Origin of the sequence: Nitrospira sp., assembly GCA_029194675.1 — a bacterium.
GTDB lineage: Bacteria > Nitrospirota > Nitrospiria > Nitrospirales > Nitrospiraceae > Nitrospira_D.
Window position 1 is genome coordinate 1,623,568 of sequence record JARFXP010000001.1, and the last position, 16,316, is coordinate 1,639,883.

At 56.1% G+C, this 16,316-nt stretch carries 16 protein-coding genes; 13 read left to right on the forward strand and 3 right to left on the reverse strand.

The features are described 5' to 3' along the window. Nucleotides 1–59: 59 nt before the first annotated feature. Nucleotides 60–1,475, reverse strand: a complete 1,416-nt coding sequence (gene gltX, locus P0120_07895; GenBank protein ID MDF0674249.1) for a glutamate--tRNA ligase — start codon at nt 1,473–1,475, stop codon at nt 60–62. Nucleotides 1,476–1,600: 125 nt separating this feature from the next. Here gltX and P0120_07900 point away from each other — a divergent pair, with 125 nt between their 5' ends. Continuing rightward, nucleotides 1,601–2,305 carry an FAD-dependent oxidoreductase gene (locus P0120_07900; protein MDF0674250.1) on the forward strand — a complete coding sequence of 235 codons (705 nt, stop codon included), beginning with the start codon at nt 1,601–1,603 and terminating at the stop codon, nt 2,303–2,305. Between the two features lie 21 nt (nt 2,306–2,326). Here the strand turns inward: P0120_07900 and P0120_07905 are convergent, their stop codons facing one another. Continuing rightward, nucleotides 2,327–2,743, reverse strand: coding sequence for a 2Fe-2S iron-sulfur cluster-binding protein (locus P0120_07905; GenBank protein ID MDF0674251.1), 417 nt, complete (start codon nt 2,741–2,743; stop codon nt 2,327–2,329). 134 nt (nt 2,744–2,877) lie between these two features. On the opposite strand from P0120_07905, the gene P0120_07910 reads away from it, so the two are divergent. From P0120_07910 to iscX, 7 genes are read left to right on the forward strand one after another with little or no spacing between them, the layout of a single operon-like run. Beyond that, nucleotides 2,878–3,351, forward strand: coding sequence for an Rrf2 family transcriptional regulator (locus P0120_07910; protein ID MDF0674252.1), 474 nt, complete (start codon nt 2,878–2,880; stop codon nt 3,349–3,351). After that, on the forward strand, nt 3,348–4,565 hold the full coding sequence (locus tag P0120_07915) for an IscS subfamily cysteine desulfurase (protein ID MDF0674253.1): 1,218 nt from the start codon (nt 3,348–3,350) through the stop codon (nt 4,563–4,565). The genes P0120_07910 and P0120_07915 overlap by 4 nt, the downstream gene beginning before the upstream one ends. Before the next feature lie 31 nt (nt 4,566–4,596). Beyond that, nucleotides 4,597–4,995, forward strand: a complete 399-nt coding sequence (gene iscU, locus P0120_07920; GenBank protein ID MDF0674254.1) for a Fe-S cluster assembly scaffold IscU — start codon at nt 4,597–4,599, stop codon at nt 4,993–4,995. A gap of 23 nt (nt 4,996–5,018) precedes the next feature. Further along, on the forward strand, nt 5,019–5,375 hold the full coding sequence (locus P0120_07925) for an iron-sulfur cluster assembly accessory protein (GenBank protein MDF0674255.1): 357 nt from the start codon (nt 5,019–5,021) through the stop codon (nt 5,373–5,375). Between the two features lie 30 nt (nt 5,376–5,405). Further along, entirely contained in the window at nt 5,406–6,158 is a 753-nt protein-coding gene (gene hscB, locus P0120_07930; GenBank protein ID MDF0674256.1) for a Fe-S protein assembly co-chaperone HscB, read from the forward strand. Nucleotides 6,159–6,183: 25 nt separating this feature from the next. Further along, entirely contained in the window at nt 6,184–8,004 is a 1,821-nt protein-coding gene (gene dnaK, locus P0120_07935) for a molecular chaperone DnaK (protein MDF0674257.1), read from the forward strand. A gap of 16 nt (nt 8,005–8,020) precedes the next feature. Continuing rightward, the gene (iscX, locus tag P0120_07940) at nt 8,021–8,233 is read left to right on the forward strand and encodes a Fe-S cluster assembly protein IscX (GenBank protein MDF0674258.1); all 213 of its coding nucleotides are present in this window, start codon (nt 8,021–8,023) and stop codon (nt 8,231–8,233) included. Here the strand turns inward: iscX and P0120_07945 are convergent, their stop codons facing one another. Further along, complete coding sequence (locus tag P0120_07945) at nt 8,234–10,645, reverse strand: PBP1A family penicillin-binding protein (protein MDF0674259.1); 2,412 nt, start codon at nt 10,643–10,645, stop codon at nt 8,234–8,236. A gap of 353 nt (nt 10,646–10,998) precedes the next feature. Here P0120_07945 and P0120_07950 point away from each other — a divergent pair, with 353 nt between their 5' ends. From P0120_07950 to P0120_07970, 5 genes are all read left to right on the forward strand, one after another. After that, on the forward strand, nt 10,999–12,084 hold the full coding sequence (locus tag P0120_07950) for an MASE1 domain-containing protein (GenBank protein MDF0674260.1): 1,086 nt from the start codon (nt 10,999–11,001) through the stop codon (nt 12,082–12,084). 313 nt (nt 12,085–12,397) lie between these two features. After that, the gene (gene typA / locus P0120_07955; GenBank protein ID MDF0674261.1) at nt 12,398–14,254 is read left to right on the forward strand and encodes a translational GTPase TypA; all 1,857 of its coding nucleotides are present in this window, start codon (nt 12,398–12,400) and stop codon (nt 14,252–14,254) included. Between the two features lie 19 nt (nt 14,255–14,273). Then, entirely contained in the window at nt 14,274–15,026 is a 753-nt protein-coding gene (locus P0120_07960) for a hypothetical protein (protein MDF0674262.1), read from the forward strand. Nucleotides 15,027–15,378: 352 nt separating this feature from the next. Continuing rightward, complete coding sequence (locus P0120_07965; protein ID MDF0674263.1) at nt 15,379–15,849, forward strand: peroxiredoxin; 471 nt, start codon at nt 15,379–15,381, stop codon at nt 15,847–15,849. 80 nt (nt 15,850–15,929) lie between these two features. Continuing rightward, nucleotides 15,930–16,259 carry a thioredoxin family protein gene (locus tag P0120_07970; protein ID MDF0674264.1) on the forward strand — a complete coding sequence of 110 codons (330 nt, stop codon included), beginning with the start codon at nt 15,930–15,932 and terminating at the stop codon, nt 16,257–16,259. Nucleotides 16,260–16,316: the final 57 nt, after the last annotated feature.

The window sequence follows — 16,316 nt, forward strand, 5'->3', positions numbered from 1 at the left end:
ACAGTAATATATCAATCGCAATTCCGTCAAGATCGACGCGGGTTTGACAAGTGGACCCTTCATCCCGTGGAGGCACGCTCGAGCCCTTTTCGGAGGCGAAACAGGGTCCGGTCACGACCCAGCACTTCCATCACCTCAAAGAGTCCCGGACTTGCCGTTCGACCGGTGAGCGCCACGCGAACAGGCTGGGCTAATGCCCCCATCTTGACGCTCTCTTCCTCGACGAGCTTCTTGAAACTCTCTTCCCAAGCCTGTTTGGAAAAGCTGGGAAACGCTTCGAAACGCATGAGAAGCTTCTGCAGCAACGGAGCGGTTGCTGGCGTGAGAAATTTCTTGGCTGCTTCCACTTCAAGTTGGGCCTCCTGTCCAAAATACGGCTTCACCCACTCCACCATTTCGACCAAGGTCTTGGCCCGCTCCTTCACCAAGACCACCAACTGCGCGAGCCACTCATCCGAAACAGCTCCAACTTCCTGGGTCAACCCCGCTTGTTCCAACAACGGCACAAGCGCTTGGGCTACTTGGCGTGGGGGACTGGCTTTGATGTACTCGGCATTCGTCCAGAGCAACTTGTCCGGGTTGAAGACCGCCGCCGACTTCTGCACGTGATCCCACGAGAACTTTTCGATCAATTCTTGCCGCGTAAAGATTTCTTGATCCCCGTGAGACCAGCCAAGTCGGACCAGATAGTTGACCATGGCATCGGGGAGATAGCCCATGTCTTTATAGGCCATGATCGAGGTGGCACCGTGACGTTTGGAGAGCCTGGTTTTATCTGCGCCTAAAATCATCGGCAGATGTCCGAAGCGCGGGACGGGAAAGCCCAGTGCCGCAAAAATGGGAATCTGCCTCGGCGTGTTTGTCAGATGGTCGTCTCCCCGCACAACGTGCGTGATGCCCATCAGCGCATCGTCGATCACGACCGAAAAATTGTAGGTGGGATAGCCGCTGGACCTGAGAATAATCAAATCGTCCACGACGGTGTTATCGAAAACGACTGTTCCCTTAATGAGGTCATCGATCATCGTCTGGCCCATTTGCGGAGCCTTGAATCGAAGGGCGGCGTCCCCGGGCGGGCTTGCGATCCTCAGATTGCGGCAACGGCCGTCGTAACGAGGCGACAGCCCTTTGGCTTCCGCCTCCTTTCGTCGCGCCTCCAATTCTTCCGCCTTACACACACACCAGTAGGCATCCCCCGTCTCAAACAACTTCAAGGCATAGTTACGATAGAGATCCATCCGTTCCGTTTGACGGAATGGTCCCTCGTCCCAATCAAGGCCGACCCATTTCATGCCCGCAAGGATGACCTGAATCGATTCATCCGTCGAGCGACTTTGATCGGTATCCTCGATGCGGAGTATGAATACACCCTGTCGTTGGCGCGCGAACAGCCAATTGAACAGAGCTGTGCGCACTCCTCCGATATGGAGAAATCCCGTCGGACTGGGCGCAAACCGGACGCGAACGTCACTCATGATGCAGTGTCCCTTTTCAAGCGCAACAGACCGCACATCTATACCATGCAGTGAAAATCCTTGTACATCGCCTTACCACTTCCATCTCCTGACGGCTTCTGCTATGACGGTGCCGCGAATCGATCATGGCGGAACTCACGCAATCTGCCACGGTGCTTGCGGTCACGGACCTCACACCCCATGTCCGCCAGATCGTGGTCAAGCCAAAGACCAGCAAGATTTCCTTTCAACCGGGACAATGGGTGTCGCTCAAATTGCCGGTGGGACCAAAGCCGCCGCTCAACCGCGCATATTCCATGGCCGATCCTTCGTCGCCATATGGGGAGTTAACGCTGGTATTTGATCGGGTGCCCGGTGGACTTGGTTCTAATTATCTCTATGAGTTGAGGTCAGGAGATGAAGTTCCCTTGTCAGGCCCCTATGGCAATTTCATCCTACCTCAACCTCTCGACCGAGAACTGCTGCTGATCGGACGCTACACCGGCCTTGCCCCAATGCGATGCCTCCTCAAGCAGATGTTCTTTTCGAAAATCGAAACTCCCGTCTTATTGATCGCCGCGGCACCTAACGAAGACGAGGTCTTGTTCCATCAGGAATGGCTCACCATGGCCATGCAACATCCCTCTTTCCGCTATCTTCCGCTGGTCGCTCGGAACGGAGAGGCGGAAGCGGTGGAAAAAACCGTGGCCATGTTCACGCCGCTGGTCAAAGGACGGCCCAAAGTCGTTCCCATGCTGTGCGGAACCAAAGCCTTCGTCCGTCCCCTTCGCACCTATTTTTTGGAGAGGGGTTACGACCGAAAGGAGGTGAAGGTAGAGACCTACGACTGAAATGGCGCCCGACGGGACGAATCAGTGTCCCTCCCGCACGAGATTTTTATTGACGGCCGGGATTTCGACGACGATATCCTTGGTTCCGTTCGGCACACATTGGCAGCCCAGGCGAGACTGTAATGTCGTCATGGGAGCTTCGTCCAGCTGATCGTACTCATCGTCTGTGCCTTCGTTGCAAGTTTCCAGTCCCCGCTTCACGATGATGTGACAAGTCGAACAGGCGCACACACCACCACAGACATGCTCCAAGTCCACTCCGTGACCCATCGCAATATCCAAAATGCTCCCCGGTAGGCCAGTGGCACCGTAGGGAATACTTTCTGGATTGACTGAGACTGTGGTCGAACTCCCATTTGGTTGGATAAATGTCACGGCATAGGAGGTTGTTGGAAGCTCATAATCGGTCTTTTCAATATACGGGTTTGTCCCGCCCATGGGCCTATTCCTTTCTGAGGCAACGCTCGACTCTGACTGTGTATTGACACCAGAGAAACCTGCGTGCTACTCTTAGTCCGACCAAACTGATCGGAGATCATTATAGTCTCCGATCTAACGGATCGGCAATAGTAATGTTGAAGATTTCAAAAAAGGCTGATTACGCACTCATGGCGCTGCAGCATATTGCCTCCGTCCAGTTCGGCGACGTGACTCCTGGCCGCGTGGTGAACACGAAAGAGATCGCTGAGGAATACAACATTCCCCTGGAATTGTTGGCGAAGGTCCTTCAGGTTCTCTCAAAGAACGGCTTCATCGAAAGTCACAACGGTCCCAAAGGGGGATATCTCCTGGCACGAAGCGCAAGACTGATCACGATTGCGCAAATCATCGAAAGTATCGAAGGCCCTCTAGGCATCACCGACTGTTCGCACGAGAAAGATGGTGATTTCTGTATGCAGCGCGAACACTGCAACATCCGTACGCCGCTACTGAAAATTCAAGACAGTATCTATCAATTACTGAACAACATGACGCTGGGAGACATGATGGGCGGCACACCCCTTATTACGATTCAGTCTCCATCGGCACAAGGAGTAGAACGATGAAGCTTCCCATTTTTCTCGACAACCATTCCACCACTCCCATGGACCCACGAGTTCTGGAATCCATGCTGCCGTATTTCATCGAGAAATTCGGTAACGCCGCCAGTCGTAATCATGCCTTTGGCTGGGCCGCGGAAGAAGCCGTGGAACAAGCCCGAAAACAGATTGCGAAGCTTATCAAGGCCGACTCAAAAGAAATCGTCTTCACCAGCGGCGCCACCGAATCGGACAACCTGGCGTTGAAGGGCGTCTTGGAGATGTACAAGGAGAAGGGCACGCACATCATCACGTCGTCCACTGAACATCGGGCCGTGCTCGATACGGCCAAATCCCTTGAAGCCAAAGGGCTGACAACCGTGACCTATCTGCCGGTCGACAAGTACGGCATGATGAATCCACAAGACGTGCAGAACGCCATTACCGACAAGACGATCCTGATCTCGGTCATGCTGGCCAATAACGAAATCGGTACGATCAATCCCATCCAGGAAATCGGCAAGATTGCCAAAGCAAAAGGCGTTCTGTTTCATTGCGATGCCACACAGGGTGTCGGGAAAATACCGGTCGATGTACAAGCCATGGGCATTGATCTGATGTCATTCTCAGCCCACAAGATTTACGGCCCTAAGGGAGTCGGTGCGCTCTACGTCAGAAAAAGGAATCCCCGTGTACGAATCGCGGCCCAGATGGACGGAGGAGGTCATGAACGCGGCATGCGGTCCGGCACCTTACCGGTTCCGCTGATCGTGGGATTCGGAAAGGCCTGTGAAATCTGTGAGCAGGAGATGACGGTGGAAGCGGCACGGCTGACCAAGATGCGCGACCGCCTTCAGGCCGACATTATGGCAGCGCTTGAGGAAAGTTATCTGAACGGCCATCCGACTAACCGTTTGCCTGGCAATCTCAACATCTCGTTTGCCTACGTCGAGGGGGAGTCGCTGCTCATGGGCATGAAGGACATCGCCCTCTCGTCCGGATCGGCTTGCACGTCGGCCACGCTGGAACCCTCATATGTGCTGCGTGCACTCGGCGTCGGGACGGAGCTTGCTCACTCCTCGATCCGCTTCGGCCTGGGCCGATTCAACAGCGATGAAGAGATTGACTATACGATCAAAAAGGTTATTGAGGTCGTTACCAAGTTGCGCGAAATGTCCCCGCTCTATGAAATGGCAAAAGAGGGCGTGGACCTGAAATCCGTTCAGTGGGCGGCACACTAACTGAGATACAACGTATATTTCGGAGGACACCATGGCATACAGCGATAAGGTCGTCGATCATTTCAACAACCCCCGCAACATGGGAAGTTTTAAGAAGGGCGAAGAAGGGGTCGGTACCGGGATGGTGGGAGCTCCGGAGTGCGGCGACGTAATGAAGCTGCAGATCAAGGTACAAAACGATACGATCGTCGATGCCAAGTTCAAGACTTTCGGCTGCGGGTCGGCGATCGCCAGCTCCAGTCTAGCCACCGAATGGCTCAAGGGGAAGACGATCGATGAAGCCCAGAAGATCAAGAACACGGACATTGTGCAGGAATTGAATCTTCCACCGGTGAAAATTCATTGCTCGGTCCTCGCGGAAGACGCCATTAAAGCCGCATTGGCCGATTATCAGAAGAAGGCTGACGAGCAGCCGGCTGACACCAAGTAACCGTCACGAAGGGAGCGCCACAAATGGATACAACGAATGTCGGGGCTCAGGCTCCGATCATCTCACTCACCGACGCAGCCTTGAAAGAGGTCAAGCGGCTGATTAATGTCCAAGGAATCGAGGAGGGCGGACTCCGCCTCGGGGTGAAGGGAGGCGGCTGTTCTGGCCTCAGCTATACGGTTAACTTCGATGACAAGATCGGACAGTACGATCAGGTGTATGAGATCGATGGTGTCAAGGTGCTCGTGGATGCCAAGAGCGCCATCTACCTTCAGGGAACCCAATTGGACTATCAAAAAGACCTCATGGGCGGGAACTTCAAGTTCCTCAACCCGAACGCCAACAAGACCTGCGGCTGCGGGGAATCGTTCTCGGCCTGATTCGATAGGAGCAGGAGAAACCGATCGGGCATGGTGCGCGCGCCATGCCCGTTTTTGCTCATGGATAACGATCACCCATCAACTCATTCAGATCGTCGTCGCCAGCTGCAGATGGCCCGGAGCATGTGCTGGCATTGTCAGTCCGAAGTGACGGGGGAATACTTCTGTGAACGTTGCGTGAAAGTCCAGCCGGTTTCAAAAGAAACCGACTATTTCACCTGCTTCGGATTTCCACGGCGCCTCACGCTCGACCCAAAGAAATTGGAGGCCAAGTTCTACGAACTGAGTCGGACATTCCATCCAGATTTTTATCAGACCAAGAGCACGGACGAACAGACAATCAGCCTCGGCAATGCCGCCGTCCTTAATACTGCCTATCGCACGCTCCGGGACCCCATTCAACGAGCGGAATACCTATTGGCCCTAGAAACCGGCTCCGTCAAAGACATTAGGACCTCCCCTCCGGCTGATCTCTTTGAAGAGATTCTAGAGCTACAAGATACCTTGGAAGAATACCGAGCATCGGATCGTGGTTCGGATCAGGGCCACCGGCTCCGTACCACTCTCCAGACAGAACAGGAGACGTTGGAGCGACGCAAGGAAGAGATGGAATCTCAACTTCGCCGGTTGTTTGCCGACTGGGACAAGTTACAAGACGCCGGAGAGGCGACGAACTCGGCGAGGGCGGAACGGGGCAGAATCCTGAAGCAAATGCGCGACCTACTGTCGCATCGGACATATATCAACAATATCGTCGACGACCTAGCGGCAACCATCGCCTAAGAAACCATTTTTCAGCGCTTGTGATATGGCAAGAATAGTCGGCATCGACCTCGGCACAACAAATTCGCTGGTTGCCTACATGAATGATGGGCAGCCCTGCATCGTCCCCGACCGTCATGGCCGGACGATGGTACCTTCGGTTGTCGCCGTAACGGACAATGGCTTGATCGTTGGAGACTCCGCGAAGGAGCACTTGACCAGAAATCCAGAGCGTACGGTCTATTCCGTAAAGCGGTTCATGGGTAAAGGGTTGGCCGATGTCCAGGATGAGCTCGGCTATTTTCCGTACCACCTCACTGAAACCGGCGGCGTCATCCGAATCCGATTGGGCCAAAAGAGTTACTCGCCGCCGCAGATCTCCGCCATGATCCTCAAAGAATTGAAGCTGCGAGCGGAGGCGTGCCTCGGTGAAAGCATCACGAAGGCCGTCATTACTGTTCCGGCCTACTTCAACGACAGCCAGCGACAGGCCACTAAAGACGCCGGTCTCATTGCCGGGTTGGAAGTCTTGAGGATCATCAACGAGCCAACCGCCGCCTCTCTGGCCTACGGACTTCAGAAGAAAACGCAAGGCACGATCGCCGTGTATGATTTCGGGGGCGGCACGTTCGATATCTCGATCCTGAAATTGAAGGACGGTATCTTCGAGGTGCTCGCGACCAACGGGGATACACACCTGGGGGGAGACGATGTCGATCGCCTATTAGTTGATCTCTTTATTGCGGAAATTCGAGAACGGGAAGGGATCGACATAAGCGGCTATCCTGATCACATACAGGCCGTCCGGCTGGAAGCTGAGCGGGCCAAGATACGTCTTTCTGATGATCTCAAGACCGAGATCACTATCGAGCTACCGGAGGACAAAGGACGCTTTACCAGAGAGCTGACGCGTGATCAGCTCGAGTCCCTGGCGATGACTGTGATCGAACGCACCTTGGTTCCTTGTCGTATGGCGTTAAAGGACGCCGGGCTCACCCCGAAAGACATCGATGAAGTGGTCTTGGTGGGCGGGTCCACTCGCATGCCGTTGGTTCGGCAGCGCGTGGAAGCCCTGTTCGGGAAACCTCCACATTGCCACCTGAATCCGGACGAAGTCGTCGCACTGGGCGCGGCCGTGCAAGCCGACATTCTCAGCGGCGGGACAACAGACATGTTGTTGCTGGATGTGACGCCCCTGTCTCTCGGCATTGAAACGATGGGCGGTGTCATGAGCAGCCTGATCCGCCGGAACACGACCATTCCAGCGAGCGCCAAGGAAATGTTTACGACCTATGTCGACGGTCAGACCGGAGTCGACATTCATATCCTGCAAGGTGAGCGCGAACTCGTCAAGGACAACCGGAGCTTAGCGCGGTTCCGTCTTAAAGTACCGCCCCTCCCGGCCGGCGTACCGCGCATCGAGGTGACATTTTTGATCGATGCCAACGGAATCTTGAATGTCACGGCGACGGACATGCGGACGGGCCAAAGCCAGTCGATCGAGGTCAAACCCTCGTATGGATTGTCCGACATGGAAGTAGAGAGGATGATCGAGGACTCGTTCAAGTTTGCGGCAGAGGACATCGGCGCTCGCAAGCTGATTGAAGCTCGTTTAGATGCCGAATCCTTATTCAAGACCACCGATAAATCATTGGCGGAAGCAGGGCATCTGGTGGCGCGTGAGGAAACCGATGCGATCCGCATCGCATTGTCGCAGTTGTCCACCGCAAAGGACGGGACGGATCCCCGTGCCATCCGTGCGCGTATGGTTGAACTCGAACAGGCCGCAAAGCATTTGAACACCGTGATGCTGGACGATTCTCTTAAGAAAGGCCTGCAGGGGAAAAAAGTGTCGGAGGTGTCGTGACCGTGGAGGGACAGTGGTGGACCTGAAGTGGCAAGATGCCGAAGAGATCGCCATCCGGCTGGTTGAAGAACACCCTGAGACGGATCCCCTCACGGTACGCTTCACCGACATGCATGCCTGGGTCGTTGCGCTGTCGGAATTTCGGGACGATCCCAAGAAGTCGAACGAGAAGATTCTGGAGACGATTCAGATGGCTTGGCACGAGGAATATCAAGATTCGAAGTCATAGTCAGGGCGGTTGCAAGTTGTCGTCTCCGATCGGTTGACCTTCGGGGATCTGATCAAGCTTATAGAAATCGGTTGGATCCAGCCGACGCTGCGCCGCCTGAGTCGGCTCACTCCCCTTCGCAAAGAGTTCAACCGTTCCCTTCTCCTCTTCTCCTTCTTGCTCCGACTCCAGGAGTCCGGTAGCGGCATCGACTTTCACAAAAGTCACCCCGTCGGGAATCTCGAACGGGACAACCGGAAGCTGCTTGAGCGCCTCTTTCATAAACGCAGTCCAGATCGGTAAAGCTGAACGAGCTCCTGTTTCGCTCTCTCCCAGTGAGCGACGGTCATCAAAACCGACATAGACGCCGGTGACCAGATTCGGTGTTCCACCGATAAACCAGGCATTGATGTAGTCGTTCGTCGTGCCGGTTTTCCCGGCGATCGGACGCCCCAGAACCTTCGCCGCCTGCCCGGTTCCCCTCTGCACGACATCCTCCATCATGTTGGTAATCAAGTAAGCGGTTTCTTTGGCGATGACTTCGTGAGGCTCAGGCTCAGTCACTTCAAGCGTCTTCCCCTGGTTATCTTTGACCGATTTGACGGCAAAGGGTTCCACGCGATTCCCCTGATTCAAAAATACACCGTACACCGAAGTCAACTCCATCAAGCCGACCGACGATGTGCCGAGTCCCAGGGATAGATCGGCGGGAAGCGGACTCGTGACCCCGACGGTACGCGAGAGCTCGATCACGTTTTTCACGCCGACCTTGTCCAACAACCGAACTGTCGCAAGATTGTGTGACTGAGCCAGCGCATCTCTGAGGCTCACCATGCCGTGAAACTTACGGCCATAGTTCTCCGGCTTCCAAATCTTGTCCTCTTCTTCCTGCTCGTAGACGACCGGGGCATCGAGGATCTGTGTGGCGGGACTCAATCCTTGACTCATCGCGGTCGCATAAATGAGGGGTTTGAACGCGGACCCCGGCTGCCGGTGAGCCTGCACCGCCCGGTTGTATTCACTGCGGGAGAAATCATAGCCGCCCACCATCGCCCGAATCGCACCCCCTTTGGGATCGATCGCGATCAGTCCTCCTTCGACGATCGGCGTCTGCTCCAGCGTGAGTTGCACTCCGTCCTTGGTGAGTTTTTTCACGCCGATTTCGATGACATCCCCGGGCTTCAGGAGTTGCTTGAGATTCGGATTCACGACGAAATCCACTGCGGGATCCGGCCCCTTGAGAATCCGCTTGGCCCACGCCATGTCGTCAAACGCCAGCTTCGCGGTAAATGCGCCGACTTGAATCACATAGTGATCCTTCGCAACCTTTAAGACGACCCCTTCACCCAGATACCCGGGTTTGAGCAGCTGATCCGTCTGGGCCAGGGCCGAGGGCTGGAAAGTCGCCAAATCGACGGTCCGCCGAGGCCCTCGCCACCCTTCCCGTTTGTCGAGCTCGCGAACTCCGTTCAAGAGCGCTGATTCAGCCGCTTTTTGCATCTCCAAATTCAGGGTCGTGTAAATCTGGAGACCGCCTTTGTACACCATCGACTCGCCGTACTTCGCCACAAGCAGTTGACGGACGTATTCAACGAAATACGGCGCAAGATGTTCGCTTCCCGGTCGATGGAAATTCAGTTTTTCACGAGCAGCCGCTTCCCGTTCCGCCGCTCTGATAAACCCGACCTCCTCCATTCTGGCGAGCACATGCTCTTGGCGCTTCTTCGCCAAATCATAGGCGGTAAAAGGAGAAAACCGACTCGGCGACTTCGGCAGACCGCCTAGGAATGCGGATTCGGCAAGAGTCAGAGATCTGACATCTTTCCCGAAATAGGAGTGAGCCGCGGAACCGACGCCATAGGCTCCTTGCCCGAAATAGATCTGGTTCAAGTAGGTTTCAAGGATCTGCTCCTTACCGGAGACCACCTCCATTTTATACGCGAGAATGAGCTCACGAATCTTCCGTTCATAGGACCGCTCGGACGAGAGAAAGAGCGAACGAGCCAACTGTTGCGTGATCGTACTGGCGCCTTCGACCTTCTTCCCTCCGTGACGAATGTTCGTCCAAGCCGCCCGGAGCATCCCGATAAAGTCCAATCCCGGATGCTCGAAAAACCGCGCGTCTTCCGTCGCAATGACGGCCTGTGTCAGCGTCTTTGGAATTTCAGGGAGCGGAGTCAGAATGCGGCGCTCGATATAGAACTGGCCGATGGGTTGGCGATCATCCGAATAGACGGTGGTGACCAAACTAGGTTGATAGTTTTGGAGCAGGTCGAGCGATGGAAGATCTTGGGAAAAGTACCAGATGATTCCTGCGACCGTCGTGACTCCCACGATGGTGACAGCCAAGAAACCGATTAAGGCGACCTGCCACCGGCGTAGGCGACGGGGTGGTCTTGTCTGAATTTCAAAGAACGGGTCATCTCGTGGCATGAGGACTCACTCCTGAGGAAGTCTGATCTGAGAGGCTGGAAAACCTTACAATGCGCCCCCTCAAAACTCAAGTTTCCGCCGCCAATGTCGCCTAAGTGACCGCTGTAGAGAGCAAATTAAGTTGTCCGGACTTCGGTTCCACTGTCACCGGCTTGAGTGAACCATAGAGCGATGTGGTCTCGCCCTGTTGGCTGAGGCTGCTTCGATCCTGTCGCGGTGACGACACAATACGTCACCGCCGCGTAGCGGCGCCTCAAAGGCAAAGAGGGATAACCACAACGGGTCGGTCAGTTTAGCAATTTCCTTTTGCGTCTGCCTCTTCATGAGATAAAGAAAGAGAATCGCGACCAGCCGTGAGCCGTGCCTGTCCGACATGCACCTTGCGGTTAGACTCCGGTCTTCGGGCGTTATCGCCGACGAAGAAAGGAACTTTGACGGAAACACGCTCTACTTCGGGGTGGCTGCGGTGGCTGGCTCTGGTGCTGGCCCTTGCCGCCCTGTACGTCGCCACGGCCCGGCTTGGTCTGATGCTCGCCCTGCCGCCGGAGAACAAGGCGCCGGCGGTGTGGCCTCCGTCCGGCATCGCCTTGGCCGCTTTGCTGTTGTTCGGCCATCGGATCTGGCCCGGCGTCTGGCTGGGGGCATTTCTGGCGAACCTCTGGGACGGCTTCAGCACGGCCACCCCGTTCCCCCTGTCGGCTCACCTGTTCGTGTCGGCGGGCATCGCCACCGGCTCCACCCTCCAGGCTTTGGCGGGGAGCTTTCTCATCCGGCGCTGGACCGGCTCAGTTCGTCCTTTTCAACAAACCACTCACGCCTTCACGTTCGCAGGCGTGGCGATGCTCATGTGCCTGATCGCCTCTACCCTCGGCGCCGCCAGCCTATATGTGGGAGGATTCGCGCCAGCCAAGGCCATCCCCTTCATCTGGTGGACCTGGTGGCTGGGCGACATGACCGGCGTTCTCACGGTCGGGGTGTTCCTTCTGACGTGGAGCCGCCGGCCTTCAGTCGATTGGCACCCACGGCAATTGGCAGAAGCGGCGCTGTTGCTGCTGCTGTTGTCGACGCTCGCGTGCGTCATCTTTGGCATCGTCTTGCCCATCACTGGTCTCCCCACTCCGCTGGCCTATCTGGTCGTTCCTTTTCTGGTGTGGGCCACCTTCCGCTTTGGCCTGCACGGAGCGGCGACGGCCCTCGTTCTGGCGAGTGCCCTCGCCGTCGTCGGCACAGCTCAGGGCACCGGTCCGTTCGCCCAGCCGACCGTCGAAACGTCCTTGCTGCTCCTGCAAGTCTTCATGGGCGTCCTCAGCGTCACCGTGCTGGTGACGGCAGCGGTCCTCACCGAGCGCGAAGAGGTGGAGGACAAGGTACGTCAGTGGGAATCCGTATTCAATCAAACCACCTCAAGCACTTCCTCGGTGCCAAGTTCAACTTCCTGATCCCGTTCATCCTGGTGGTCATGGCAGCGGCATAGGACGTCTGGTTTTGGTGCGGCCTTTTCGCCGGCCAACATGGTCGTCGGTGCCTACTTCGTGACGCACACGGAGGATGACCGGCGTATCGCTGCGAACGCAGTCGTTACATTCGGCACATGTTGGATCATCTTCACCGCCTCCTCGATTTTCGTCTCTTGAAGTTATTCTCCGCATTCATTTATATTTGCTTGTTTGGGAGAATAGAGTTCGAGTATAGTGGTAACGACGCCTCGCTCTCAGGGCGTCTTTTTTTTGTCATCAGGAACATATCGTCATTATGGCCACAGTACGCGCCCCTCATGACCGTCGCAGCGATATCCGCAACATCGCCATCATCGCCCACGTCGATCATGGCAAAACGACCTTGGTCGATGCGGTGCTCCGCCAAACTCACGTCCATCGCAAGATCGACGATATGGGCGAACGCATCATGGACTCGATGGACCAGGAACGGGAGCGTGGGATCACGATCAGGGCTAAAAACGCCAGCGTTATCTATAACGGGGTGAAAATCAACATTGTCGATACTCCAGGCCATGCCGATTTCGGCGGTGAAGTGGAACGCACGCTCCGGATGGTGGACGGTGTATTGATTTTGGTCGATGCGAAAGAGGGCCCCATGCCGCAAACGACCTTCGTGTTGCGGAAAGCCTTGGCGCTTGGGCACAAAGCCATCGTCGTCATCAACAAGATCGACCGGCCGGACGCCGTCATCGACGACGTCGTCAACCGCACCTTCGACCTGTTCGTCCATCTGGGAGCCACCGACGAACAACTCGATTTTCCGATCGTCTACACGTCGGCGATTAAAGGGATCGCCACGCTTGATGTCAACAAGCCGGGGACCGACATCATACCGTTACTCGATACCGTGCTGGAGAAGATTCCAGCCCCAGCCATTACCGTCGAGGCCCCGCTCCAAATTCTTGTGCTGGCCCTTGTGCAAGATTCCTACAAAGGTAAGATGGGGATCGGCAAGATCCAGTCCGGTTCAATCGCCCGGCGGCAGAATGTCATGGTCCTCGGCAAGAACGGCGCGCAGATTCCAGGAAAAGTGTCCGACCTCGCAGTCTATTCGGGCCTTGAACGAGCCGACACCGAACAGGCAGCCGCCGGAGAGATCGTGGCGGTGGCGGGGCTTGATGAGGTGAGCATCGGAGACACCATCGCCGACGCCGAGCGTCCGGTTGCCCTCCCGCGCGTCTCGATCGACGAGCCGACGGTTCAGATGACCTTCTCGGTGAATAACAGTCCCTTCGCCGGACGTGAAGGCAAGTTCCTGACATCACGCCATTTGCGTGAGCGCCTGTTCAAAGAACTGGAAACCAACGTGTCGCTCCGCGTCAATGAGACGGACAGCGCCGACCGCTTCCTGGTGGCGGGTCGAGGCGAACTCCATCTCGCCGTGTTGATCGAACAGATGCGGCGGGAAGGGTACGAATTGCAAGTCTCGCAACCCGAGGTCATTCTCCATCGTGAAGGCGGCGCCGTCATGGAGCCATACGAGGAGTTGACCATCCAGGTGCCGGAAAACTATCAGGGCACGGTCATCGAAGAGATCGGCAAACGTCGCGGCGAGATGCGGCACATGCGGCTCATTCACTCTGATGTCGGGACCAGTGAGATGCATTTGGAGTACCACATTCCGACCAGAGGCATCATGGGGCTGAAGAACGTGCTCCTGGCGAAGACCCGCGGGACCGTCATTATGCACCATGTGTTCTCGGCTTACGAACCGGCGGAGGAGCGGGACCTGATCGTGGCGCCACATGGCTCGCTGGTCGCCTTCGAAGACGGCGCCAGTACGGGCTATGCCATCTTCATGACACAGGAACGCGGTGCCATGTTCATCGGGCCCGGCGTCGACGTCTACCGCGGGATGGTCGTGGGCCAGAACAGCCGAGATGAGGACCTGGATGTAAACGTGTGCAAGGAGAAGCACCTCACCAACATGCGGGCCTCCGGTTCCGATGAAGCCTTGGTGCTCACCCCTCCGCGCGAAATGACGCTGGAATTCGCTTTGGAATACATCGGGGCCGATGAGCTGGTCGAGATCACCCCGCAGAACCTTCGCCTGCGGAAGCGGCTGCTGAATCCAGAAGACCGCCGCAAGGCGCGGAAAGCGGGAAAATAACTCTGAACGGCTCTCGGTTATGAGAATTCGGAAAAAATCACCAAAACCCTCTGCAAAACGGCCTCCGCTCTATTTCATCGGCTATCGTGGCACTGCCCCGACCACCGAGGAGCTGAGGCTCCTCTATGAGCAGGAGTATGGCGCTTCATTAGCCATTCGACATGAGGAAGGTTCGGCAGAATCTTGGCAGGCGACGCAAGGCCCTTGGTCCGCCCATGTGGTTATGCCGCTCCCGATGAGCCATGCTGCCGAAGTGATGAAGCAGTTGTCTTGGGAACATGACCTCATGGGCGCCGTCGCACCGTCCATCGCCTCCCCTCGCGACATGCCCGATACCGTCCTACTCGCTGCACGCCTGGCTCGTTGCCTGACTCTGTTGTCACAAGGCACGGCCTATGACGTCATTACTCAAGCGTACGTTAATCCCTCGGACTGGCAGCCGCGTACGCTCATGAGTTTTCTTTTGGATGACCATGTGTCCATCGTCCATGACGACACCTCTCAACCGGACCTGGTGTGGTCCTACTCACTCGGACTCAGCAAGTTCGGCCTGGACGAGGTTGAAGTGTTTATGGCGAAAGGACTTTCCGACAGCACGGCGAAGGAAGTGTTGATTGAGTCGGCCGGCGAATTGCTGCGGGTGGGACATGCTCCGAAGGTCGGAACAGCACTCGACCTTCCTCAGCTTCGTCGCACGGTTCGCATCAGGAATTATCGGACCGCCGCACCGGCCGGTCGAATGTTGGGATTCCGAGAACTTCAAACCTCGTGAATTTCTCAATCGGTTAACAAGTTGCTGATTTCTACCGAACGTTTATTCTCCCGCGGGCTGTTCAAAAAGTTCGTCGTTCTCACCTGCCCACCCCGGGCGCGCCAAGACGCGCCTTTCCACAGGCAAGACCGCAGCGAGCGAAGAGGAGAGGCGTACGCTTCGGTACGTTGAGCCTCTGAGCGACGCGAGAACGCCGCTGGCGGACTTTTTCAACAGCCCGATAGGCCTATCGGACCGTTGACATCGCTTTAAACCACAGGTTACAAAGTTGATCGTGCACGGTGGGGTCCCTTCCAATCCGAGACCTCAGTACAGCAATCACCCGTACAGATCTAATATAAGGAGGTTTGCGATGAGCGATGTAGCACCGGAAATCAAAGTGGGCGATACGGCCCCGGACTTCAATCTCAAGGATCAAGACCAGAAGGACGTGAAGTTGAGCGACTACAAGGGCAAGAAAAACGTCGTGCTCTGCTTTTATCCTCTGGATTGGAGTCCTGTTTGCCAGGGTGAAAACAAGTGCTTGAGCGATGACTTCCCCAAGTTCCAATCCGCCAATGCGGAGTTGTTCGGCGTCAGCTGCGACAGCTTCTTTTCCCACAAGGCCTGGGCGGACTCCATGGACCTCAAGCACCGCCTTTTGTCCGACGTGCATCGGACGACGGCCAAGGCGTATGGCCTCTACTTTGAACCGCTGAACTGTTCCAAACGCGCGACCGTGATCGTCGATAAGAACGGCAAGGTCGCCTACGCGAAGGTGCAGGAAATCAAGACGGCGCGAGAGGACAAGGACATCCTCGCCGCCCTTGCGAAGTTGAACTGATCACTAGTTCTGAGTGCTGGGTGCTGAGAGCCGAGCCATCGGATAACTCAGCACTCGGCGCTCAACACTGCGCACGGCTTATGAGCACCGTTCTCGACGTCAGCGACGCCAACTACAAAGAATTCACCGACAGCGCCGGTGCGGTGGTCACTTACGGCCTTGCCACCTGTGAGCCCTGCAAGGCTTACGATCCTATTCTTGAAGCGACCGCTGCGAAATTCCCCGAGATCAAAATCGGCAAGGCCAAGATGCATGTGCCGGGCCGCTGTCGTGAGATCAAGAAGGCTCACACATTTGAAACGTACCCCACTACTCATTTCTTCGCACATGGTAAATTACTGCTCACACGCGAAGGAGTCGTCGAGCCGGCCGAACTCGCAGCACTCATTTCGGACCACCTGCTCACGTAACGTCGATGCACCGTGAGTGGTTGAATCGAGAGAAACCTATCCATCGCGGCCGGATCA

Excerpts from the sequence above, each read along its gene's own strand:
- P0120_07900 (MDF0674250.1), top strand. The coding sequence starts at position 1,601 with ATGGCGGAACTCACGCAATCTGCCACGGTGCTTGCGGTCACGGACCTC.
- gltX (MDF0674249.1), bottom strand. The coding sequence starts at position 1,475 with ATGAGTGACGTTCGCGTCCGGTTTGCGCCCAGTCCGACGGGATTTCTC.
- P0120_07925 (MDF0674255.1), top strand. The coding sequence starts at position 5,019 with ATGGATACAACGAATGTCGGGGCTCAGGCTCCGATCATCTCACTCACC.
- iscU (MDF0674254.1), top strand. The coding sequence starts at position 4,597 with ATGGCATACAGCGATAAGGTCGTCGATCATTTCAACAACCCCCGCAAC.
- P0120_07965 (MDF0674263.1), top strand. The coding sequence starts at position 15,379 with ATGAGCGATGTAGCACCGGAAATCAAAGTGGGCGATACGGCCCCGGAC.
- hscB (MDF0674256.1), top strand. The coding sequence starts at position 5,406 with ATGGTGCGCGCGCCATGCCCGTTTTTGCTCATGGATAACGATCACCCA.
- P0120_07910 (MDF0674252.1), top strand. The coding sequence starts at position 2,878 with ATGTTGAAGATTTCAAAAAAGGCTGATTACGCACTCATGGCGCTGCAG.
- typA (MDF0674261.1), top strand. The coding sequence starts at position 12,398 with ATGGCCACAGTACGCGCCCCTCATGACCGTCGCAGCGATATCCGCAAC.
- P0120_07905 (MDF0674251.1), bottom strand. The coding sequence starts at position 2,743 with ATGGGCGGGACAAACCCGTATATTGAAAAGACCGATTATGAGCTTCCA.
- P0120_07960 (MDF0674262.1), top strand. The coding sequence starts at position 14,274 with ATGAGAATTCGGAAAAAATCACCAAAACCCTCTGCAAAACGGCCTCCG.
- P0120_07945 (MDF0674259.1), bottom strand. The coding sequence starts at position 10,645 with ATGCCACGAGATGACCCGTTCTTTGAAATTCAGACAAGACCACCCCGT.
- dnaK (MDF0674257.1), top strand. The coding sequence starts at position 6,184 with ATGGCAAGAATAGTCGGCATCGACCTCGGCACAACAAATTCGCTGGTT.
- P0120_07970 (MDF0674264.1), top strand. The coding sequence starts at position 15,930 with ATGAGCACCGTTCTCGACGTCAGCGACGCCAACTACAAAGAATTCACC.
- P0120_07915 (MDF0674253.1), top strand. The coding sequence starts at position 3,348 with ATGAAGCTTCCCATTTTTCTCGACAACCATTCCACCACTCCCATGGAC.